The sequence below is a fragment of the Chryseobacterium sp. FH2 genome (assembly GCF_001045455.1).
In the GTDB taxonomy this organism is placed as follows: domain Bacteria; phylum Bacteroidota; class Bacteroidia; order Flavobacteriales; family Weeksellaceae; genus Chryseobacterium.
In genome coordinates, this window is record NZ_LFNE01000001.1 from 193,620 (window position 1) to 217,264 (window position 23,645).

The 23,645-nt window shown below is 34.5% G+C and carries 19 protein-coding genes; 14 read left to right on the plus strand and 5 right to left on the minus strand.

Features of this window, described 5'->3' with window-relative positions:
• The first annotated feature begins 12 nt into the window (after positions 1–12).
• Both ACM39_RS00945 and ACM39_RS00950 read left to right on the plus strand, forming a co-directional pair.
• Complete coding sequence (locus tag ACM39_RS00945) at positions 13–990, plus strand: aminodeoxychorismate synthase component I (RefSeq protein WP_048509143.1); 978 nt, start codon at positions 13–15, stop codon at positions 988–990.
• Positions 974–1,600: an aminotransferase class IV gene (locus ACM39_RS00950; protein WP_048509144.1), complete on the plus strand. Its 627-nt coding sequence runs from the start codon at positions 974–976 to the stop codon at positions 1,598–1,600. The genes ACM39_RS00945 and ACM39_RS00950 overlap by 17 nt, the downstream gene beginning before the upstream one ends.
• Here the strand turns inward: ACM39_RS00950 and menD are convergent, their stop codons facing one another.
• On the minus strand, positions 1,601–3,277 hold the full coding sequence (gene menD, locus ACM39_RS00955) for a 2-succinyl-5-enolpyruvyl-6-hydroxy-3-cyclohexene-1-carboxylic-acid synthase (RefSeq protein ID WP_048509145.1): 1,677 nt from the start codon (positions 3,275–3,277) through the stop codon (positions 1,601–1,603).
• A 233-nt stretch (positions 3,278–3,510) separates the two neighbouring features.
• Here menD and ACM39_RS00960 point away from each other — a divergent pair, with 233 nt between their 5' ends.
• Both ACM39_RS00960 and ACM39_RS19120 read left to right on the plus strand, forming a co-directional pair.
• Positions 3,511–4,461: an isopenicillin N synthase family dioxygenase gene (locus ACM39_RS00960; protein WP_048509146.1), complete on the plus strand. Its 951-nt coding sequence runs from the start codon at positions 3,511–3,513 to the stop codon at positions 4,459–4,461.
• A gap of 81 nt (positions 4,462–4,542) precedes the next feature.
• Positions 4,543–4,701: a bacteriocin-like protein gene (locus ACM39_RS19120; protein ID WP_165585075.1), complete on the plus strand. Its 159-nt coding sequence runs from the start codon at positions 4,543–4,545 to the stop codon at positions 4,699–4,701.
• Between the two features lie 115 nt (positions 4,702–4,816).
• Here the strand turns inward: ACM39_RS19120 and ACM39_RS00965 are convergent, their stop codons facing one another.
• Positions 4,817–5,863 (minus strand): PA0069 family radical SAM protein, encoded by a 1,047-nt coding sequence (locus tag ACM39_RS00965; protein ID WP_048509147.1) that lies wholly within the window; start codon positions 5,861–5,863, stop codon positions 4,817–4,819.
• A gap of 121 nt (positions 5,864–5,984) precedes the next feature.
• Positions 5,985–6,179, minus strand: a complete 195-nt coding sequence (locus tag ACM39_RS00970) for a hypothetical protein (protein WP_048509148.1) — start codon at positions 6,177–6,179, stop codon at positions 5,985–5,987.
• 173 nt (positions 6,180–6,352) lie between these two features.
• Here ACM39_RS00970 and ACM39_RS00975 point away from each other — a divergent pair, with 173 nt between their 5' ends.
• Positions 6,353–6,703, plus strand: a complete 351-nt coding sequence (locus ACM39_RS00975) for a hypothetical protein (protein WP_048509149.1) — start codon at positions 6,353–6,355, stop codon at positions 6,701–6,703.
• A 31-nt stretch (positions 6,704–6,734) separates the two neighbouring features.
• Here the strand turns inward: ACM39_RS00975 and ACM39_RS00980 are convergent, their stop codons facing one another.
• Together ACM39_RS00980 and ACM39_RS00985 are read right to left on the minus strand one after the other, a co-directional pair.
• The gene (locus tag ACM39_RS00980; protein ID WP_048509150.1) at positions 6,735–9,389 is read right to left on the minus strand and encodes a hypothetical protein; all 2,655 of its coding nucleotides are present in this window, start codon (positions 9,387–9,389) and stop codon (positions 6,735–6,737) included.
• 37 nt (positions 9,390–9,426) lie between these two features.
• On the minus strand, positions 9,427–10,224 hold the full coding sequence (locus tag ACM39_RS00985) for a DUF2797 domain-containing protein (RefSeq protein ID WP_048509151.1): 798 nt from the start codon (positions 10,222–10,224) through the stop codon (positions 9,427–9,429).
• 89 nt (positions 10,225–10,313) lie between these two features.
• Between ACM39_RS00985 and ACM39_RS00990 the strand changes: the two genes are divergently transcribed.
• The 9 genes from ACM39_RS00990 to msrA all read left to right on the plus strand — a co-directional run bounded on the left by ACM39_RS00990 (position 10,314) and on the right by msrA (position 23,610).
• Entirely contained in the window at positions 10,314–11,336 is a 1,023-nt protein-coding gene (locus tag ACM39_RS00990) for a GDP-mannose 4,6-dehydratase (protein ID WP_048509152.1), read from the plus strand.
• A gap of 131 nt (positions 11,337–11,467) precedes the next feature.
• Entirely contained in the window at positions 11,468–11,689 is a 222-nt protein-coding gene (locus ACM39_RS00995; protein WP_027382805.1) for a DUF2795 domain-containing protein, read from the plus strand.
• A 126-nt stretch (positions 11,690–11,815) separates the two neighbouring features.
• On the plus strand, positions 11,816–14,890 hold the full coding sequence (secA, locus tag ACM39_RS01000) for a preprotein translocase subunit SecA (RefSeq protein WP_048509153.1): 3,075 nt from the start codon (positions 11,816–11,818) through the stop codon (positions 14,888–14,890).
• 145 nt (positions 14,891–15,035) lie between these two features.
• Entirely contained in the window at positions 15,036–17,204 is a 2,169-nt protein-coding gene (locus ACM39_RS01005) for a TonB-dependent siderophore receptor (RefSeq protein ID WP_053073283.1), read from the plus strand.
• Positions 17,205–17,256: 52 nt separating this feature from the next.
• Positions 17,257–18,456: a PepSY-associated TM helix domain-containing protein gene (locus ACM39_RS01010; RefSeq protein ID WP_048509154.1), complete on the plus strand. Its 1,200-nt coding sequence runs from the start codon at positions 17,257–17,259 to the stop codon at positions 18,454–18,456.
• Complete coding sequence (locus ACM39_RS01015; RefSeq protein WP_048509499.1) at positions 18,456–20,573, plus strand: TonB-dependent receptor; 2,118 nt, start codon at positions 18,456–18,458, stop codon at positions 20,571–20,573. The genes ACM39_RS01010 and ACM39_RS01015 overlap by 1 nt, the downstream gene beginning before the upstream one ends.
• Before the next feature lie 51 nt (positions 20,574–20,624).
• Positions 20,625–21,833 carry a PepSY-associated TM helix domain-containing protein gene (locus ACM39_RS01020; RefSeq protein ID WP_048509155.1) on the plus strand — a complete coding sequence of 403 codons (1,209 nt, stop codon included), beginning with the start codon at positions 20,625–20,627 and terminating at the stop codon, positions 21,831–21,833.
• Positions 21,834–21,919: 86 nt separating this feature from the next.
• Positions 21,920–22,888, plus strand: a complete 969-nt coding sequence (locus tag ACM39_RS01025) for an ROK family protein (RefSeq protein WP_048509156.1) — start codon at positions 21,920–21,922, stop codon at positions 22,886–22,888.
• A gap of 167 nt (positions 22,889–23,055) precedes the next feature.
• A complete protein-coding gene (gene msrA, locus ACM39_RS01030; RefSeq protein WP_048509157.1) occupies positions 23,056–23,610 on the plus strand; it encodes a peptide-methionine (S)-S-oxide reductase MsrA in 555 nt (184 codons plus the stop codon).
• Positions 23,611–23,645: the final 35 nt, after the last annotated feature.

Consider the following 23,645-nt stretch of genomic DNA (forward strand, 5'->3'; position numbering starts at 1 on the left):
TACTTTTGTCGAATGTTTTCGATTATTCATCAAAAATTTATGAAAATGGATGAACTTTCCCGTCAGAAAGTTCCTTATTTTTTCATTATCGACTTCCTTTCAGAGAATGTAGAAATCTTTAGAGAAAATGAAATTGAAAAATCAGGTTTATTAATTGATTTTCAATGCTTTTCAAACTCAAAAAGTAAACATACTTTAAATAAAAAAATAATATGGAAATCATTTCCTGAAAGCTTAGAAAGTTTCAAATCAGGATTTGAAAAGGTTCAGAAAAATATTCGCTTGGGAAATTCTTACCTGGTAAATTATACCAGAAAAACAAAAATTGAAACTAATTTGACGCTTGAAGAAATATTTTATCATTCCAGTGCAAAATACAAGGTTTTTTATAAAGATTTTTTTGTATTTTTTTCTCCTGAAACTTTTGTGAAAATTATTAACGGAAAAATCCTGACTTACCCAATGAAAGGTACTATTGATGCCTCGTTGGAAAATGCAGCGGAAATTTTGAAGAACGATAAAAAGGAAAAAGCAGAGCACTACACTGTCGTAGATTTACTCCGAAATGATCTGAGCATGGTTGCAGACGATGTGAAAGTTGATAAATTTCAACATATCGATTTCATCAAAACACAGCAAAAGGATTTATATGCCATGAGTTCTGAAATTTCAGGTAATTTGAAGCCTGAATTTGACGGAAAAGTAGGAAGTATTATGAAAAAACTGCTTCCCGCCGGCTCTATTTTAGGAGCTCCCAAACCAAAGACACTGGAAATAATATTGGATGCAGAAGGCTATGAAAGAGGCTATTATACGGGAGTTTGCGGCTGGTTTGATGGTAAAAATCTTGACAGCTGTGTAATGATTCGTTTTATTGAAAAAGAGGGCGAAGAGCTTTATTTCAAAAGCGGAGGCGGAATCACTCACATGAGCAAGTTAGAAGACGAGTATCAGGAAATGAAAAATAAAATTTATGTCCCAATTTATTGAAAGTATTAAAGTAGAAGATCAGGAAATTTACCTGCTGGAATTTCATCAAAAACGTGTAAATCAGACTTTCGCTCATTTTGGGAGAGAAGGCTCAATTGATTTGGAAAAAATCTACGATCATTTGGACCACGATGAAGATGGGCTTTTCAAATTAAGAATCGGCTATGATTTAGATAAGAAAGTCCGTACACAAATGATTCCTTATGCTATTCCGGAAATACAAGATTTTCAATTAGTTGAAAACAATAGTTTTGATTATTCTTTTAAATTTGAAGATCGGAAAGAATTGGAAAAAATGAGGATAAAGTCTAAAGCAGAGGAAATCATTATTGTGAAAAACAATCATATTACCGATACTTCTTTTTCCAATATCCTATTTTTAAAGGGCAAAGATTGGTTCACCCCTAAAACCTATCTCTTAAATGGTGTACAAAGACAACATCTTTTGAAACAAAAGAAAATAAAAGAAACAGAAATCACATTACAAAATATTAAACAGTTTTCTCATTTTCAGCTGATTAATGCAATGAATGATTTCGATGACATGTTCATTTACCCAATAGACAGAATTATCAATCTACCGGGTAATGAAGAATATTTAGATCTGTAATTAATTTTCATTCATAAAATTGAAATAAGCCTTCAAAACATCTGCACTGTTTTTACCATAAGTATTGACTTCCAGTATTTTAGGCTGAGCATCCGGTTTGAAGAAATTTTCAAGAACTCTGTCAAGCGTCGGCTCATCTTCTACTTTTGTATAGGCAAATCCGAAATGCTTTGCTAAGTGTTCTGCATTTTTCTTGTGTTTAGTCGCGATAAATTCATCCAATGTATTTGGATTAGCATTTCCAGGTCCCGGAATAATTTTAAAAATATTTCCTTCTCCGTTATTGAAAATGATGATCCTCACAAAAGGCGGAATATATTGATTCCAAAGACCATTGACATCATAAAAAAAACTTAAATCACCTGTAATCAGCAAAGTTGGATTAGCATTTTTAATTGCAAAACCCATGGCCGTAGAAGTAGAACCGTCGATTCCGCTCGTTCCACGATTACAATAGATTTTTCTTTTACCAAAATCAAACAACTGTGCATATCTGATTGCAGAACTGTTGCTAAAGTGAATATTATAATTTTCAGGAATTGTCTGTGAAGCTTTATTAAAGAAATAGAAATCTGAAAACTCAACCATGTTTAAAAATTTATCATGTTTTGCATCTTTTTTATCTCTTAAAACATCCCAAAGATTAAAATATGGTTTAGGCTCCAGGTTTATAAACTTCAACAGTTTAGAAAAGAAAATTTCAGGTTTTACTTCAATTTTCTCAGTTAAGGCAAAATACGTATCCGGCTGCCAGACTTCATCTAAATGCCAATGCTGTTTTGGATGCGCATTTCTTAAAAATTGTTTTACTTTTTTAGATACAACGTTTTGACCGATGGTAATTAATAAATCCGGAGCGTAGGTTTTGTAGTCTTCATCTGTAAAGTTGTAAATGTATCTATCAATATGTTTGAAGAACTTTTCGTGATATAAATTTGAATTCGCTTCACTCAACACCACCACAGAATGGTTTTTAACCAATTGGGACAATTGGTTTTCCAGTTCCGGACTAAAATCTCTTGTTCCTACCAGAAGCATAATTCTTTGAGAAGTATTCCAGTCTGCAACCAAGTTTGACGGAATTTCATATTCTTTCTGTTTGATCGTTTTTTCAACCGTCGGAAAAGTTGGAAGCTCTGAAACTAACTCATAAAGAGGTTCTTCCAATGGGATATTGATATGAACAGGCCCTTGCTTTTCAATACAAAGCTCGATTGCTTTTTTAATTGTATCAAAATTGATATCCTCCGAGTTTTCCCTGCCGTCTTCTAAAAGCTGGAAATCACCATAAGAATGTTGATGAAAAAGACTATTCTGTCTAATAGTCTGCCCGTCAAAAAGATCTACATAATCCGTAGGCCTGTCTGCCGTCAAAATCAAGAGAGGAATATTAGAATAAAAGGCTTCCGTTACGGCAGGATAATAATTTGCCGCTGCCGAACCGCTTGTACAGGTAATTGCCACAGGTTTCTTCTCACAAACAGCCATTCCCATTCCAACAAAAGCAGCACTTCTTTCATCTACAATACTGAAACAGTTGAATGCATCTACCTCCGAAAAATGAATCGCTAAAGGAGCGTTTCTGGATCCCGGTGAAATAACGATATCAGAAATTCCGTACTGCTGAAGAAGATGCGCAAGTATTTGAATACTTCTCTTAGAAGAATATTTTTTCATGTCACAAATTTAGTTTATAAATGCTTAATCTTGAAACCATTCTTTCCCATAATTAATCATTTTTTTTACAATTTCAAAAAGCTCGGGAAAATTTGGTTTTAAAACCTTGGGGCATTTCGAAAAAATATTCTAAACCGATCCCTTTTGTATGCCGGAAAACTTTTTCATTTTATTATCAATCTTTTCAAAAATAATTTAAAAAATGTAATTTAGCAATTCGTAAATTTCTAAAAATGGATAAAATACCTAGTGTAGACCTGCGTGATTTCCTTTCGGGTGAACCGGAACGCAAACAGAAATTTGTAAATGAAATCGGAAAAGCTTATGAAGAAATCGGATTTGTTGCCTTAAAAGGGCATTTTCTTGATGATAAGCTAGTAAGCGAATTGTATGGAGAAGTAAAAAACTTTTTTGAACTTCCAACTGAAACGAAACAGAAATATGAGATTCCGGGAATTGGTGGGCAAAGAGGTTATGTAGGATTCGGTAAAGAAACTGCAAAAGGTTTCAAAAAAGGAGATTTGAAAGAATTTTGGCATTTCGGACAATATGTTTCGGATGATTCAAAATACAAATCTGAGTATCCTGATAACGTAACTGTTGATGAACTTCCAAAATTCAACGAAGTAGGCAAGGAAGCTTATCAGATGCTTGAAAAAACAGGGCAGTATGTTTTAAGAGCTTTAGCATTATACCTTGGTTTAGATGAATTTTATTTTGACGATAAAATCGCAGAAGGAAATTCTATTTTAAGGCCAATTCATTACCCTCCAATTACTCAAGAACCGGACGATGCGGTAAGAGCGGCTGCTCATGGAGACATTAATTTGATTACTCTTTTGATGGGTTCTCAAGGAAAAGGCCTTCAGGTTCAGAATCATAACGGAGAATGGATTGATGCCATTGCAGAACCAGACGAATTAATGATCAACGTGGGAGACATGCTATCAAGACATACCAATAACAAACTGAAATCTACAATTCACAGAGTGGTAAATCCACCAAGAGAATCGTGGGGAACATCAAGATATTCAATTCCTTTCTTCATGCATCCGGTAAGCGGAATGTCTTTAAATGCTCTTGAAAACTGTGTTGACGAAAACAATCCAAAACTATACGAAGACACTACGGCAGGAGAATTTTTGCATGAAAGACTAATAGAATTAGGCTTAATTAAAAAATAACAGCAAAATATACCACAGCCTGTTGAGTTAATAATATTTTAATTATCTTTACATTACTATCAAATTTTTAATTAAAACAATATGAAAAATTTAAAAAAACTAAGTAAAGACCAATTAAAAAGTATTTCAGGAGCAGGAATCAAACTTCCGGAACCGGAATTATGCTTGTATTATTGTAACGGAGTTGTGATTTGTGCAACTTGCAGTAAAGATTTTACATGTCCTGATGACTCAATGTAAGAAATTATCAAACAAATGATAAGAAACCGTTCCCAAAAGGAACGGTTTTTATTTTGCTGATCGGAGCAGAGCTTTAAAACATAACCTTTCTAAAATAAATCTGTAAGAGATTAAATCAGTCAAATAATCTCAACTGCTGAGCTCTTGCGCCGGTAAAGTTAGCTGTTGTCAGCTTGGGGAACTCTTTTCCCTCAAAGAATTTCTTTCTTCCTATTTTAAAAGTATTATGAATCATTTCTGCAATATTCCCTTCTCCTTTTTGTCTGTCAAAAAGTTTTTTTTCGCCAAGCTTCCCACCTCTCATAGAACGGATTAAATTTAAAACCTTCTGGGCTCTATCAGGAAAACTGGCTTCAATCCAATTTACAAAAACAGGTTCTACGGTATCATTTAGCCTCACTAAAGTATATCCAAAACTTTGAGCTCCGGCATCCGAAATTGCCTTTAAAATAGCTAGAGGTTCATCACTGTTTAGTCCGGGGATAATAGGTGCAACCATCACATGAACAGGGATTTTATTTTCTGATAAAATTTCTATGGCCTTCAGTTTATTTTTTGCAGAACTTGTCCTTGGCTCCATTTTTCTTCGCAACTCTTCATTTATTGTCGGAATACTTAAAGAAACAGAAACCAAATCCTGCTCAGCCATCGGTTTTATAATATCCAAATCTCTCAAAACCATCGCATTTTTGGTCAGGATATTAACAGGATGCCTGTAATCAAGACAAACCTGCAGCAATTTTCTTGTAATTTCAAATTGCCTTTCTGCCGGCTGATAACAATCGGTATTTCCGGAAAGTAAAATCGGAGCAGGTTTATAGCCTTTTTTTTGAAAAAATTTCTCTAATAATTCCGGTGCATTTTTCTTCACCATTATCTTTCTTTCAAAATCAATTCCTGCACTATACCCCCAATATTCATGAGTGGGCCTCGCAAAACAATATGAACATCCATGCTCACAACCCTGGTACGGATTCATAGAATATTCCATTGGTAAATCTTCACTTTTTACCTGATTTACAATTGTTTTAGGAAAAACTTCCGTGAAAGACGTCTTTACAGTTTCGAAATCTTCATCGTCGGGCTCATAGGTATACCTGTCAAAATGATTAATCACATTTCGCTGAGCCCCCTGACCTTTTATGATATTTCCGTTCTGCATTTCAAATGTAAAATTAGACTGAAATTTTTACAAAATAATAAAGTTTGGCAATAAAGTTTTCCACAAAAAAATCCAACCCCTTTATAAGCGTTGGATTAAACATAATTAATATATTTTTTTACTACTTCAGTGCATAAAACTCCACTCCGTGATATTCATCGTCGTGGTTTTTTTCATCGAAATGTCTGTGATAATCTGAATAAGTATCACTGTATTTTTTGTCTTTTTTGTATAATATTTTCTTAATGCCTATTATGCTTAACACCGCCAAAAGCCCAACTCCTCCTGCCAGTAAAACGCCAACTTCTTTTTTCATATTTTGTCCGATTTATTAGACTGTATATTGCAAAAAGCATACCTATTCTAATTTTTGCTATTATAAATTTTGTTAACATTAAACCTCATTTCATGAAATATATAATCCTAAAACATTCTATTTTTTCGTAAATTAATGGTTTAATTATTGTATTAATAAATAAAAATATTATTATGGAAAACGCAGACAACATGGATCAAATGACGACCTTAAGCCAGGTAATGACAAAGCTTTCTGAAAGAGGAATACACAGAGAATTCAGAATGAATGAAAGTTGCGAAATGAAGTTGGATAATTCCGAACAAAACTATCAGCCTGCAGATTTGACAATCCTAAAAACATATCGTTTCGAGGGCGACAGTAATCCTGATGACAATGCCGTATTGTATGTTCTAAAAGATAATGCGGGAAATATTGGTATGATCATCGATTCTTATGGAGCAGACAGCAATTATCCCGGTGAAAAGTTTGATGAATTTTTGAGAGATATCCCCGTTCAGGAAAGTGATGAATTTAATTTTTAAAATAACTAAAATAATTATAAAAAGTCCGGATTTATTCAGTTTCGGGCTTTTCTTTTTTCCTGAAAACCCCTTTTAGGAAACCTTTTTTTTCTTCTTTTGGTTTTGGATCTTCCTTTTTAGCTGTATTAGAGGTCTTTATCTCCTGTTTAAGCTCTTTTACAGATTGTTTCATATCCTTCACCGCTTCGACTGTATTCTGTACTTTTTTCTTCGTTTTATCAATATTGATTCCTATCAACGTTTTCTTCAGCCCTTGTTCGATCCCTTTCCAGAAAAGATTAAAGAAAGATTTTGTAGGATCCCGCTCAACATCTTCCACAACAACAGATTCCGGTAAATTTCCCGAATCTGATTTCACCACCAGATTTGCAATAGCTGTCAAAACGCCTTTCTTTTCATTATTATTCTTATCTAAAATGACAACTTTTAAATCTTTATGTTTAAGATTAAAAGTCCCATTAAGACCTTTGGGATTTCCTTTAAAATTAAAAAGCATTTCTTGGATTGTTCCTGTCGCAGTAACATGCAAATATGGCCGAATAAACGGATTAATTCCCTGCGCGGGAAGATTCACCGCACGCCCTGAGATATTAAATACATCATGTTGATTGGCAACATCAAAATTCCAATTAACAGACAACGGCGCCATCTTCATAAAAGAACAGTTAATTTTTATATCAACATGAGTGGACTTTTCTTTCATTTTGGCAGAATTAAGATTTTTAACGTTCATATTAAAATCACTGAACGTAAGCTTTCCCGGTCCGGCGCTTTGAGGAGTATCTTCTTCGTAAACTAAAATTGAGTTTTTCAAATCCAGGTTCTTTACATACATCGGAATTTTTATCGTCCGCAACATTCTAGAGTACAAAGGTTTTTCCTTCGGATCATCTTTTGGAATTTTACTCCTGAAAATATTGGCATCCGCAGACTGAATGACCACATTTGATGCATTGATGGATTTATTTTGAGAAAATAAATCCCAACTTCCATCAACAGTTATCTGGTTTGCCTTCAAATCATACAAATCTCTTTCAACAGGTATCATTTTGATAAACTGAGCCCTTGAAACAAGAGGCTTCATTGCAAATTGAGTAATCTGGATTTTATTTTTATCCAGCTCTAAAAGTCCTACACTCAAATTATAGAATTTGGTTTTATAAGCGAAATTTTTAGTCGTCAGAAAATAATCTTTAACCTTAATGTTGTATCCAAAATTATTAGGCTTAGAAATAGCCTTAATATCATTAACCGTTGCATTTAAATCATTAAAAACCAAAGGTTCACCACCATTATCATAGGTGACATTAGAATTTTTAAGAGAAAACTTCCCTACCAAAATAGACTGCACCTTATTTTCCTTCACTGCTTTTTTGACCTTATTTTTCTCTATCTTAAGAGTCCCGTTGGCATTATCTACCAAAACATCTTTGATATCAAGAGCTAGCTTCCTGTTTATAAATTCCCATTTATTAATATGAAAAGCCACATGATTTACCTTCAAGGCCATTGTTTTTCCGCCTAAATTTGTCTCATTAGGAACAACTGAAAGATTTCTCAGTTCTCCACTTTTTTGATTCAAAGCAAGGCTTTCAACCATAAAATTCTGATGATTTGAATATAAGATATCCCTTCCCGAAAACTGAAAACTTTTGTAACCAATGGGAATTATTTCTTCTGAAGTTTTTTTGTCAAATTTTAGCTGATTAATATTCAGGTTAAGGTTCTTAGCAAATAAAAGTTTATTTCCATCTGGTTTTAAAACCAGAACGGTTGCATTATTCAGTTTAACATCATCCAGATTTACTTCATAATTCAGAGGTTTATCTGATTTTTTTTCAGCAGCATTCGTATTATAAATTGTTAAAACAGGATTTCGGAAATTAGCATTAGCAAGTGAAACAATATTTTTCTTCAATATCACATCCTTGAATTCCATTCTTTGGATATTAAACTGAAAAAGCTTCGTTTTTTTAGGATAAAATCGTTTAAACTGATCAAAAGTCAACAACGGAATCAGTCTAAAGCCATCTATCGCCATCTGTCCGTTTGAGGTTTTTACTTCATTGATTTTTAATGCATAAACATTATCCGGCCGGAAGAAAAAATCTTTCCCTTTGATGTCATATTTGTCAAAAACTATCGGAAGCTTATTTTCAACAGACTCTTCTGTCATCTGAAGATTTTCAACAAATAAATTTAACTGCTGAACAGACAGAAATTTCTGTTTTGTATGCCTGAATATATTTACAGAACCATCATTAATTCTAATATTTTCAAATAAAAAAGGATTTCTTTTTTTTCCTGTTTTTTTATCGACTGGCTGAGCCAGAATTACATTTAAATTTGGTTTTGCCAACAACAAATCTGACGAACTAATCTGCTTATTAAAAATAGCGTCATAAATCCCCAGACGACTGATTTTTAAGGTATCAATTGTTCCTTGAAGACCAATTACATTAGTATTTTGAGGGTTTTTACTATTTATGGAAATTCCTGTTGAGAAAATGTTTCCCGTTCCCAAATCTACCTCCAGCGTTTTGTAGGAAACTTTATAATCCGTATTGTTTTTAATATAATTCGGAAGCTGGGTTTTAAGCCAGATATTTAATCCGAAATTTGCCAACAAAATAATCGCCAACAATATTCCAAAAACTACAAATAGCTTTTTAACCCATTTTCTCATAATTGTGATTTGATATTAACCTATTATAAATATATGGTTAATTTTTTACAATCAACTCAATCAAATACCCTTCATGTCCTCTTACGTTTATAAAATCACTGCTGTCAAAGCTTAAATACTGTCCTTTAATCCCTGTTAATCTACCCGTAAACACCGGCTTTTTATCCAATGTGAAAGAACTTAATTTCTCAGGTTTTTCAAAAGGATAATCAAATTTCCAAAGGTTTTCCCCTTCACTGTAAAATTTTTGGAAATCTTCTGGGAAATATTCTTTTATCTTTTGCTGAAAATCCGCGAGATCTACTTCTCCCTCAAAATCATCCTGCAGCATTTTCCGCCAATTTGTTTTGTCCGGTAAATGCTCTTTTAACGCCACTTCTATCATCCCTGCTTCATAACGGTTCTCGGTTCTGGCAATTGGCAAAGCAAAAGTTGCCCCCTGATCAATCCACCTTGTAGGAATTTGTGTATTTCTTGTTACCCCAACTTTCACATCTCCGGTATAAGCCAAATAAACAGTATGCGGCTGGAGCTGAATTTCTTTTTCAACCTCCAAATCACGTTCTGCAACACCTAAATGAGCTGTAGAAAGTTCCGGCCGAATAATTGTATCACTGGCATAAGGACTTTCAAAAAAACAGTTTTTACAAAATCCCATTCTGTAAACAGGTTTGTTTTCGCCACAATTTACACACTGAAAACCCACATGTCTTATCGTTAATTCTTTTCCAAACAATTCATTCATGTGAATCAAATCCCCGGAAAGATTCAGATAATATTGAATCGGCTGATCGTCAAAACTGATCATCTTTAAAATTTGCCCCTGAAACTGCATATTTAATTTTATATTACTTTTTTAAGTAAATTTAATGATTATATTTTCAAAAAGTAAATTTATATTTTTGCAGTAATAAAAAATCACAGATGATTTATCTTGTAACAGGAGGAAGCGGGTTTATTGGTTCTCACTTAGTAGAACAATTATTAAAAAAAGGACATTCTGTCATAAACATTGACAATTTTGATAATTTCTATCACTATCAGATAAAAATCAAGAATACTTTAGAGTCAATTGACAAAAATTCGGATTTTGAGTATTCTGATAAGGAAAATGATATACAAAAACTGATTTCACTATCAAAGTCAGATAATTACACCCTTTATTATCAGGATATACGCGATAAAAAAGGTCTTGAAGAAATTTGTAAAACCCATAAAATTGATTTAATTATTCATCTTGCGGCACTTGCAGGAGTAAGGCCATCCATTGAAAGACCTTTGGAATACGAAGAAGTCAATGTACGCGGAACGATGAATCTTTGGGAATTATGTAAAGAATTTGACATTAAAAAATTCATTTGCGCCTCATCTTCAAGTGTTTACGGAAACAATGAAAAAATTCCTTTTACAGAAACGGACAATGTTGACAACCCAATTTCACCATACGCTGCAACCAAAAAAAGCGGAGAAATTTTAGGACATGTTTATTATCAATTATATAATATTGACATGATTCAATTGAGGTTTTTCACGGTATACGGTCCAAGACAAAGGCCCGATCTGGCAATACACAAATTTGCAAAGCTAATTTCGGAAGGCCAGGAAATTCCTTTTTATGGTGACGGAACTACAGCAAGAGACTATACTTATATTGATGATATCATTGACGGAATTACAAAATCCATTACTTATTTGGAAAACCATTCCAAGGTGTACGAAATTTTAAATCTTGGTGAAAGCCAGGTTATTAATTTAAATGATATGCTTTGCACCTTAGAAAATAACTTAGGAAAATCTGCCATCAGAAAAAATCTGCCAATGCAGCCGGGAGATGTGCAGAAAACCAATGCAGATATTACAAAAGCTAAAACATTAATAGGCTATAAACCTGACACAAACTTCCAAAATGGCATAAAAAAATTTGTGGAATGGTTTTTGAGAAAATGACATCATGTAAGCCGGCGATATCGCTTCTATGGCGTACGATGAACAAAAATTAATAAAAAGAATTGAAAATCAAGTATAAAAAAGCATATAATATAAGCTAATTTTATACTTTTGCAAAAAATTAGAAAATTATGTACTGGACATTAGAATTAGCTTCATACCTAAGTGACGCACCTTGGCCAATGACAAAAGCAGAGCTTATCGACTATGCAATCAGAACTGGTGCACCTATGGAAGTAGTAGAAAACCTTCAGGCGATCGAAGATGAAGGAGAAATCTATGATGCAATTGATGAGATTTGGAGTGATTATCCTACGGACGAAGATTATCTTTGGAACGAAGACGAATATTAATTAAAGCGATAAGCTTTAGGCCACTTGCTTAGAGCTTTTTTGCCCTTTTTTAAATATCAATTTTACACGATAAGTGTTATTAAAAACGCTTAAAGTATATCACTTTAGGCATAAAGCAAAAAATTTATGAGTTTTTTAAACAAAGTTCTAAAAGGGTTTTTGGGAGACAAAAAAGCGCAGGACCTAAAAGAAGTAAAAAAAGTTGTAACAAAAATCAAAGCTGTTGAACCAACTATTCAGCAATTGTCTGATGATGGTTTGAGAGAAAAAACTGCTGAGTTTAAAGAAAATATTAAATCTGCAACCAGCAAAATAACAGCTCAAATAGAACAGATACAAGAGCAGATAAAAAATTCAACAAACGTTGATGAAAAAGAAGCTCTTTTCACAAAGATTGAGACTCTTAAAAAAGAATCATACGAAATAGAAGAAAAAGTCCTTCTCCAAATTCTTCCTGAAGTTTTTGCATTGGTAAAAGAAACAGCAAGAAGATGGGCTCAGAACGGAGAAATCCGTGTAACAGCATCCGATTGGGACAGACAATTGGCTGCCGCGGGTAAAGATTTCGTAGAAATTCAAGGAGATCAGGCTGTTTGGAAAAACTCATGGGATGCTGCCGGAACCCCGGTAAACTGGGATATGGTTCATTATGACGTTCAGTTCATTGGAGGGGTTATTCTTCACAGTGGTAAAATTGCAGAAATGGCAACCGGTGAAGGTAAAACTTTGGTAGGAACATTACCTATCTTCTTAAATGCTCTTCCGGGGAGAGGAGTCCACGTTGTAACGGTAAACGATTACCTTGCAAAAAGAGACTCTGCATGGATGGGACCATTGTACCAGTTCCACGGAATGTCTATCGACTGTATTGATAATCACCAGCCGAATTCAGACGGCAGAAGAAAAGCATACAATTCAGATATCACTTACGGAACAAATAACGAATTTGGATTCGATTACCTGAGAGACAACATGGTAACTTCGCCTTCAGAATTGGTACAAAGAGAATTAAACTTTGCCATTGTCGATGAGGTTGACTCCGTATTGGTAGATGATGCAAGAACCCCATTAATTATTTCCGGTCCTGTTCCACAAGGAGACAGACAGGAATTTGATGTTCTTAAACCTTCTATCGACAGAATCGTTGAGGTTCAGAAAAAAACCGTTTCGGCAATTTTTAATGAAGCTAAAAAATTAATCGCTGCAGGAAACACAAAGGAAGGAGGATTTAAGTTGCTTCAGGCTTACAGAGGTCTTCCTAAAAACAGACAATTAATCAAATTCTTATCGGAAAGCGGAAACCGTGCATTGCTTCAAAAAACAGAAGCTCAATACATGCAGGACAACAACCGTGATATGCCGATTGTGGATAAGGATCTTTACTTCGTGATTGAAGAGAAAAACAATCAGGTTGACCTTACAGACAAAGGGGTTGAATATATGTCTCAAGGAAACTCAGATGCTAATTTCTTCGTTCTTCCGGATATAGGGACTGAAATTGCAGAATTGGAAGCTAAAAATTTATCTAAAGAAGAAGAATTCGAAGCTAAAGAAAAACTTTTCTCTGATTTTGCTGAAAAATCCGAAAGAGTTCACACAATGAGTCAATTATTAAAGGCGTATACATTATTTGAAAAGGATGATGAATATGTAGTAATTGATGGTGAGGTAAAAATCGTCGACGAACAGACAGGCCGTATCATGGAAGGAAGACGTTATTCAGACGGTCTTCACCAGGCTATTGAAGCTAAGGAGAATGTAAAAATTGAGGCTGCTACTCAGACTTTTGCAACCGTAACACTTCAAAACTATTTCCGTATGTACAACAAACTTGCGGGAATGACGGGTACTGCTGAAACGGAAGCTGGTGAGCTTTGGGAAATCTACAAATTGGATGTTGTAGTAATTCCTACCAACCGTCCGATCCTTAGACATGACAGACAAGATTTAGTTTTCAAAACTAACAGAGAAAAATATAACGCCGTAATTGAAGAAATTGAAAGACTAACAGCAGCGAAGAGACCGGTATTGGTGGGTACAACTTCTGTTGAAATTTCCCAGTTGCTTTCAAAGGCCCTTCAGTTAAGAAAGATCCAACACCAGGTATTAAATGCAAAACTTCACAAGAAGGAGGCTGAAATTGTTGCCGGTGCAGGACAGCCGGGAGTTGTAACGATTGCAACAAACATGGCAGGTCGTGGTACGGATATCAAGCTTACTAAAGAAGTAAAAGAAGCCGGAGGTTTAGCAATTATTGGTACTGAAAGACATGATTCAAGACGTGTTGACAGACAGTTGAGAGGTAGAGCCGGGCGCCAGGGAGATCCTGGAAGCTCTCAGTTTTATGTATCTCTGGAAGACAACTTGATGCGTCTATTCGGTTCCGAAAGAATTGCTAAAATGATGGACAGAATGGGTCATAAAGATGGTGAAGTTATTCAACACTCAATGATCAGCAAATCTATCGAAAGAGCCCAGAAAAAAGTAGAAGAAAATAACTTCGGTATCAGAAAAAGACTTCTTGAATATGATGATGTAATGAACAAACAGCGTGACGTTATCTATAAAAGGAGAAAGAACGCTCTATTCGGAGATCACCTAAAGTATGATATTACCAATATGATCTTTGATGTTGCTAATTCTATTGTAACTAAAGGAAAAGCTACAGGAAATTATAAAGATTTTGAATACGAAATCATTAAAACCTTCACGATGGAATCTCCTGTTTCTGAAAATGATTTCAAAAACAAGACAGTTCCGGATTTAACGAATGTTTTATTCAAAGCAGCTCAGGAAGATTACCAAATGAAATTGAACTTATTAAAAGAAAAATCATTCCCAATTATCGAGAATGTTTACCAAAATCAGGGTTCAATGTTTAAAATGATTCAGGTTCCGTTTACTGACGGCCACAAGACAATGACTATCGTTGCTGACCTTAAAGAAGCATATGAAACTCACTGTGAAAGCTTGGTAAATGATTTTGAGAAGAATATTACTTTATCCATCATTGATGAAAACTGGAAACTTCACTTACGTGAAATGGATGACCTGAGAAGATCTTCACAAGGTGCTGTTTATGAGCAAAAAGATCCGCTTGTAATCTATAAACAAGAATCTTTCCACTTATTTAGTGAGATGGTAGATAAAATGAATAAAGAGATTATTTCATTTTTATACAAGGGAGAAATTCCTGCTTAAAAATTAATTATAATATAAAAACCGCTCCAATACTACTTGGAGCGGTTTTTTGTTATTCAATAGATAATAATTGCATGATAAATATCAAGTCTGTAATTTATTTAGAATAATTAAAAACAATATATTTGCAGAAAATTTGACTTTCATGAAAAATGTACTGATCTGTATCTCGATGTTAGGTTCTATGCTGGCTTATGCGCAGGAAAAAGACACTGTAAAATCTGCTAATATTGAAGAAGTAGTTGTAAACGGTAAATATTACAAAAAATATGTGGAGAAGGAAGGTTCATCTTCATTACGTTTAAATGAAGAACTTATTAAAATTCCGCAAAATATTTCAATAATTACTAATAGAGCTTTAGAAGATCAGCAGGTTACTACGATTTCAGATGGGCTTTTGAGAAACGTTGCAGGAGCTCAAAGATTAGAACACTGGGGAGAAATGTACTCAAGAATCAACATGAGAGGTTCTAGGGCTGGTGCTTTTTTTAATGGAGTAAATGTAACTTCAAATTGGGGACCACTATCCGAAGATATGAGCTATGTTGACCACATTGAATTTGTGAAAGGACCTGGAGGATTTTTAATGTCTGCTGGAGAACCAAGTGGAATTTACAACATCGTTACTAAAAAACCTACAGGAAACCCATTTAACGGTTCTGCAAGAGTTACATTGGGAAGTTTCGATATGTATAGAGCAGAAACAGATTTAGATACAAGAGTTTCCAAGAAAGTTTCAATTCGATTAAACTTAATGGGTTCACAGAAAAACAGTTTCAGAGATTATGAATTCAATGATAGATATGTTATAAATCCTTCGATAAAATTAGAACTTACTGATAAAACAACTTTAGTTGCAGAATATATCTACCAAAAAGCTAAAATGTCAGAAGTTGGTTCGGCTTATGTTTTCTCTACAGAAGGTTATGCTACAAGACCTGTAAATTACACACACACAGATCCAGGAATTATGCCTTCAAATATAGAAGACCATACTGTGAATGTGAATTTGCAACACCAATTTAACAAAAATTGGAAATTAACAACTCAGGTTACTTATCTTAACGATTATACCAATGCAAGTGATATTTGGCCAGACGCTGTAAATGCAGACGGTACAATGATTAGAAGACTTTCTTATTGGGAAGGTTCTAACGTAATGAGATTCGGACAGATTTACTTGAATGGTTACGAAAAAACAGGAAAAGTTTCACATAGAATTTTGGCTGGTTTAGATTTAGGCAGCAAAAAATATTTAGCAGATTGGGGATATTCTCATGTTTTGGATTCTACACCATTCAATACTAATATTCTAACTTACCAACCTGTAACAAACGGTTATGGATATGAAGGATGGATAGAGCGTATCAACGGAACCCCATTAAACCAAAGAGCAACACCAGGAGGAACTATTGAACAAAATTATTCTGGAGTATACTTACAAGACGAACTAGGATTTCTAGAAGACAAATTACGCTTAACAGTTGCTGCAAGATATACTAATATTAAGCAAAACAATTATGGAGATACTTTTAAAGCAGACAAGCTATCTCCGAGAATTGGTTTAAGCTATTCCATTGATGACAATACTTCCGCTTATGCCTTATTTGACCAATCATTCACTCCACAATCAGGTTTATTCAGAGACGGATCTACCGCAAAACCTTTGACAGGAAATAACTACGAAATTGGAATAAAAAGAGATTGGTTCAACGGAAAATGGAACACAACTTTGTCTATTTACAATATCCGAAAAGACAACGCTATTAGTGGAGACCCAACAGACCCAAGCGGTAAATTCTCGATTTTGGACGGAAAAACTGGTGTTCAGGGTGTAGAATTTGATTTAAAGGGAGAAATTGTAAAAGGGTTTAATGCGATCTTTAATTACGCTTATACAGATAATGAATATAAACAAACTATATTTTATAACGATCCTATTACCAATGAAACTGAAACTCTTCACAAAGAAGGAGACAAAGTCGCTGGTTACGCAAAACATACAGTAAATGGTTGGTTAAATTATACATTTACAAATGGTATTTTGGAAGGGTTTGGCCTTTCATTTGGAGGAACTTATTTAGCGGACAGAACATCTTGGACTTGGGATTCAACTGGAACAACAAAACCAATGAACGATTACTTAAAGTTTGATACAGGAGCTTCTTGGGAAAATTCAAAAATCCGCGTAAACCTGAATATTTTCAATGTATTTAACAGATACTTGTATTCTGGTGCAAATTACGGTACTTATTACTATTATCAAGCAGAAGCGCCGAGAAATTGGAGATTCTCTGTTGCATATAAATTCTAACCAATAAAAGTATAGTTATTATTTCCTGAAAATTCAGGAATAGTTTATTTTAATGAAGAAAAAACATCATCATAAAAAGCCTTCATTTACAAAAAAATGGTCCGCCAAACTGCATTTGTGGTTTGGCTTGTCCGTTGGTATTATTGTGTTTATTGTTTCTTTAACGGGAACAATGTATGTTTTTAAGGACGAAATACAGGGTGCCATCCGAAAAGATGCCATGTATGTAAAACCAGAAACGGTAACCCCAACACCTTTACCTATTGAAATTCTGAAAGAAAAAGTTTCTTTAGAAGCTAATGAAAAATACCCAATCAGTTCACTAGAAATTCCTTTAGATAGAAACAAATCTTACGAATTTCTCTATTACGAAAAAGATAAAAAAGGATGGAATTACTTTCAGGAAATAAAAGTTTTCAAATCTGTGTATGTTAATCAATACACAGGCGAAATTTTAGCCATTTATAATGAAAAATATGACCTCTTCCCTATTTTAAAATCTATCCACTGGAGTTTATTATTAAAGGCAGATTGGGGAAAATACGTGATAGGAATTCCAGTAGTATTATTCATTATCATGTTGATTACAGGAATTATACTTTGGTGGCCTCGGAATAAGAAAATGAGAAAGGGCCGTTTTTCATTTGATTGGAAAAACGTAAAAACATGGAAGCGTAAAAACTACGACCTTCATAATGTTTTAGGGTTTTATGCTTCTTTTATTGCCTTACTAATAAGCCTCTCAGGAATTTATTTTGCTTATCCCTGGGTGAAAAATGTTTTTAACTTCACATTGTCAGGTTCGTTGGAACTTCCAAAAGAAAAAGAAATCAAATCTCCCGATTCACTTTTAGCAAAAAACAATTCTGTATTTGATATTGCTGTCCAGGAGACAAAAAAACTGTATCCTGAATCATCAGGTTTCAGAGTTCCATTAAATGGAAAAAATAAAAAAGGAAAAGAATTAAAAAACATTCCTGTTTCAGTTTATCAGCAAGACGGCAGATTCAGTGAAAGAAATCAGCTTACTTTCGATAAATATTCGGGAAAATTATTATCAAATAAACCACATCAACAGCTTAATAACGCAGAACAATATGCCAATGCCAATTATGACATTCATACAGGTTCATACTTTGGATTATTCGGAAAAATCATCTGGTTTTTGACGGGGCTTATCTGCACATCATTACCCGTTACGGGATTTCTGATTTGGTGGGGAAAACAAAAAAAAGGAAAGAAAAAAATATAATGAAAAAGGCTCTTTTATCGGTAGCTTGTTTGGGAGCAGTTACTACTTTTGCCCAAGTTAAGGATACTTTACAGACAAAAAACGTTGAAGAAGTAGTATTAACGGCTTCAAGAAAAAAGGAAAACATCAAGGAAATTCCCAGTTCTATTACGATTGTCGGTGAAAAGCAGGTACAGTCTCAGTTAACTGTCAATTCAGATATTACAAGCATTCTACAATATACAGTCCCGAGTCTGGCAACAAGTTCCGGACAGACTTCAAACACAGGTCAAACATTGAGAGGCCGGCAGGTTTTGGTTTTGATTGACGGTATTCCGCAATCTACCCCACTTCGAAACGGAGCAAGAGACTTAAGGGTAATTGACCCGACTGTTATTGAAAGAATTGAAGTTATCAAAGGAGCATCTTCCATCTACGGAAACGGCGCAGACGGAGGTATCATCAATTATATTACACGAAAAAACAAATCAGATAAAAAGATTTCCGGTATCACTCAAGTTGGTATTACAGGGCAGCCTTATGGAGGAACTTTAGGATATAGGGCGAGCCAACTTTTATCAGGAAATTTTGCTAAAAAATTCGATTATGTAGCTTCTTTTGCGTACGAAAGAACTGGTTATATGAAAGATGCTGACGGAACATATTTAAGCCCTACGTATAGCACATCAAAAATGGATAACTATAACGGAATGTTAAAGTTAGGCTATAACATTAATGATAATCAAAGAATTGAAGCTTCATACATTGGATATGCTTCAAAATCTGATTTAAATTTAGGCTTAAAAACAGGAAAATACGGTGTTACTCCTACTATTGGAGAAGGTTTAGGTCAAGGTCTGGAAACTACACCTCAGGGAACGCCAAGAAACCACAACTATAAATTAAGCTACGACAACAAAAACCTTTGGAACAGAACAGCTTTAAACATAAATCTTTATTACCAAGACTTTAGAACCGTTTACGGGTATAGTGATACTTTCCTGAATGGAGGCCAGTCAAACGTTATTTCTAAAAAAGGCGGTGCGAGGGTTAATTTAGATACTCAACTTTGGAATGCTCAAAATTCTCAGGCTGAAATTATCTACGGTTTGGATGTTTTAAATGACCAAACCGTTCAAAAGCTGGAAGACGGCCGCTACTGGACTCCGGATATGAATATGACAAATATAGCTCCTTTTGCTTTAGTTAAAATTGATTTACTTAAAAAATTAACAATTAAAGGAGGTCTGCGATACGAAAATATGAAAGTTAAAGTTGGAGATTTCAACACACTTTCCACCATTAAAAGTGACGGAACATTTACTCAAAGTATTTTTGTAAAAGGAGGAAATTTAAAGTATAACGCATTTGTTGGAAACATCGGAGTTCGTTATAATATCGAAAATTACATCAATCTATTCGGAAGCTTCTCACAAGCCTACTCTATCAATGAATTGGGTAGAATTTTGAGAACCTCAACGTCTGAAACCATTCAAAATCTTGAAACCAAACCTATCATTGTAAATAACTACGAATTTGGGGCAACAGGGCAGATTACAAAATGGGTAAATTATGAAATTACTTCTTACGTAAGCACTTCGAAGTTGGGCGCAACCTTTATCCAAAGCCCGGACAGAGCTTTAACCATTCAGAGAGCCCCGGAAATCGTTTATGGTGTGGAGGGTTTTCTACATTTCACTCCTGTAAGATGGATAAATTTCGGAGGAAGCTATAGCTGGATGGAAGGTATCACTTCCCTTAAAGACGATGGTGATTACTCAACAAAAATTAACAACAGCAGAATTTCTGCGCCAAAAGTTTTAGCGTATGTTCAGGTGAGACCTACCCAAGCTTTGTCAATCGGGCTTGATATGCTTCACGCTTTTGAGCAAAACAGATTTCAACCGAATACAAAAACTGGTCTGTATGTTTATGGAGAAGGAAGAGCCCCTGAATATACAGTCTTCAACTTCAAATCCAGCTATGATGTAAATAAAAACTGGAAAGTATCTCTAGGTATCGAAAATGTATTTAATAAAACATATCAGCCTGCAATCGCATGGTGGGGAGCAAGAGATGCCGACTTTACCAATGCTTTAGGAATGAGAGGTACATTTATGATTGAATACAAATTTTAAATGATTCTAAATAAAAATTAAAAAATTATCTTTGCTGAACTTTAAAGAATAATGAAGAAAAAACATCACAAAAAGAAACCTAGCGTTTTTAAAAAATGGACAGGAAAACTGCATTTGTGGTTGGGCTTAGGTATTGGTTTTTTAATTTTTATTATATCCATTACCGGTGCACTGTATGTTTTTAAAGATGAAATTGAAAACCTGACCAGAAAAGATGTTATCTATCACAACGAGAAGAATATCGAGCAAAAGCAGGTTCTTCCGATTCGTGTTTTAGAAAAATCTGTCGTTGAGCAGGTAAAGGAAAAATATCCTGTTCACTGGGTAAATATTCCTATTGATAAGAAGATGTCTTATCTTTTTTATTGGTATGAACATAACCCAAAAGGCTGGAATTATTTTGATGAATTCCCCATCTATAAAGTCGCTTATGTAAACCCCTACGACGGAAAGGTTTTAAGAACTTACGACGAGAAAAACGGCTTTTTTCAGATTGTAAAAATGATTCACTGGAGTTATTTATTAAAACAGGACTGGGGAACTTATCTTGTAGGGATTCCGGTAATTATCTTTATTATTATGCTGATTTCCGGTATTATTCTTTGGTGGCCGAAAAACAAAGCAGCCAGAAAACAACGTTTCTCTTTCAAATGGCAAAACGTAAAAAGCTGGAAACGAAAAAATTATGACCTTCACAACGTTTTAGGATTTTATGCATCTATTTTTGCTTTAATCTTTTCCATTACGGGGCTTTTCTATGCATTTTTCATTGTTCAGGCGATGATTTATGTGGTTTTTTCGGGTGGTGAAACAAAATATCCTGACTTTTCACACATCAAAACAAAAGCTCCTATTGAATTGCGAAATGAAGGAACTTTAGATAAAATCAGCAATACCGTAAAAGCAAAATACCCTGATTCTTATGGTTTCTCAATTGATTTGGGACATGAGCACATGGACGATCATGAGCACCCGAATTTTGAAGTATATGTAAAGCACTTATCCTATTCTTATCATAAAAGCAGCAGTTTAATCTTTGATGAAAATTCAGGAGAATTGCTTCACACTCACGACATGAAAGACAAAAATTTCGGAGAAAAAGCAGTTGGAGCCAATTATGATATTCATGTAGGATCTATTTTGGGATTACCTACAAAGATCATTGCTTTTGTTGTGAGTTTGATATGTGCCTCATTACCCGTAACCGGCTTCTTGGTTTGGTGGGGAAGAAGAAAAAAGAAAACGCCGAAAACGGCTTAATTTTTTTTTAAAAATAAATGTCTAGTTAATAATCTATTAATACAATCTTTTTTATAATTTTAACCCTTTAGAATTTAAGAATAGAAATGTCATTACTAGATTTATCAAAAAACGTTGCCCTTGGAATTGATATTGGAGGGACTAATACTAAATTTGGAGTTGTAAATCACCGAGGTGAAGTTCTTGAAAAAGGAAATCTGCGTACAGATGCCTATGAAACTGTAGAACAGTACATCGATGCTTTATACGAAAACATTTATCCTCTAATCGAAAGGCACAGCAAAGAGAGAACTTTTGATGGAATCGGGATTGGAGCTCCCAATGGCAATTATTATACAGGAACAATTGAGCAGGCTCCGAATTTACCATGGAAAGGCGTGATTCCTTTTGGTAAATTGATGACTGAAAAATTTGGTCTGCCTGCAACGGTTACTAATGATGCAAATGCTGCTGCTTATGGTGAAATGCTTTTCGGGGCAGCACGCGGAATGAAAGATTTCATTATGATCACTTTAGGAACAGGTGTAGGAAGCGGAATTGTATCAAGCGGAAAATTAATCTACGGACATGACGGATTTGCAGGAGAACTAGGTCACACGATTGTAAAACCAGGAGGAAGAAAACACTGGAGTACAGGTTCTGAAGGAAGCTTGGAAGCTTATGCATCAGCAACAGGAATTGCTATTACGGCAAAAAAAATGAGAGCTGAATTTCCGGAATCTATGCTAAGTCAATTCCCTGAAGAAGAAATCAATTCTAAAACAGTTCACGAATGTGCTTTAAAAGGTGATTTAATTGCTATTGAAGTATTCAGATATACGGGGCAGAAATTAGGTGAAGCATTGGCAAATTTCGTGATGTTCTCATCACCGGAAGCTATTCTTTTATTTGGAGGAGTTATTAAAGCAGGTGATTTTATTTTGAAACCAGCAAAACTTCATATGGAAAGAAACCTTCTTCCAATTTTCAGAAATAAAGTGAAATTGGTTTTCAGTGAACTGGATGAAGCAGATGCAGCTATTCTTGGTGCAAGTGCTTTGGTTTGGGAAAAATAATTTAAATTTCTTTTAATAATATTGAGCATTCTTTTGAGGATGCTTTTTTGTTTTTATTATTTGTGAAATCTATTAATGCCATTTTCTTTACAAGATTGCTTTCATCATAAAATGGAAAAGTTTTTCATACTTTTGATTAGTTTTTTCAATTTAATAATCAACCTAAAATGGATAACAATAATTTAGAACAAATCACTTTCGGTGGCGGATGTTTCTGGTGTGTGGAAAGCTGTTTTAATATGCTAAAAGGAGTACAATCTGCAGTTTCTGGATATTCCGGAGGTCATAAGGACAACCCAACTTATGAGGAAGTTTGCACAGGTGAAACAGGGCACGCAGAAGTGGTACAAATCACTTATGATCCGGCAATTATTTCTTATGAACAATTAATGGATGTATTCTTTTTCCTTCATGACCCTACTCAGCTCAACAGACAGGGAAATGATATCGGGACGCAATATCGCTCGGTAATTTACTATAAAGATGACACCGAAAAAGCTAAGGCCGAAAAAGCAATTAAAACTTCTCAGGAATCTGGAAGATGGCCTGGAACTTACGTAACAGAATTAACAAAATTCGATAAATTTTGGCCTGCTGAACAGTATCACCAAGGATATTACAACGAAAATCCAACTCAGCCCTATTGTAGTGCCGTAGTTGGTCCGAAAATTCAGAAATTCAAAAAACATTTCGGAGAACTTGGGATGTTGAGTGCTGAATAAAAACAAACAAATTCTATTTATATAAACCACAGGGT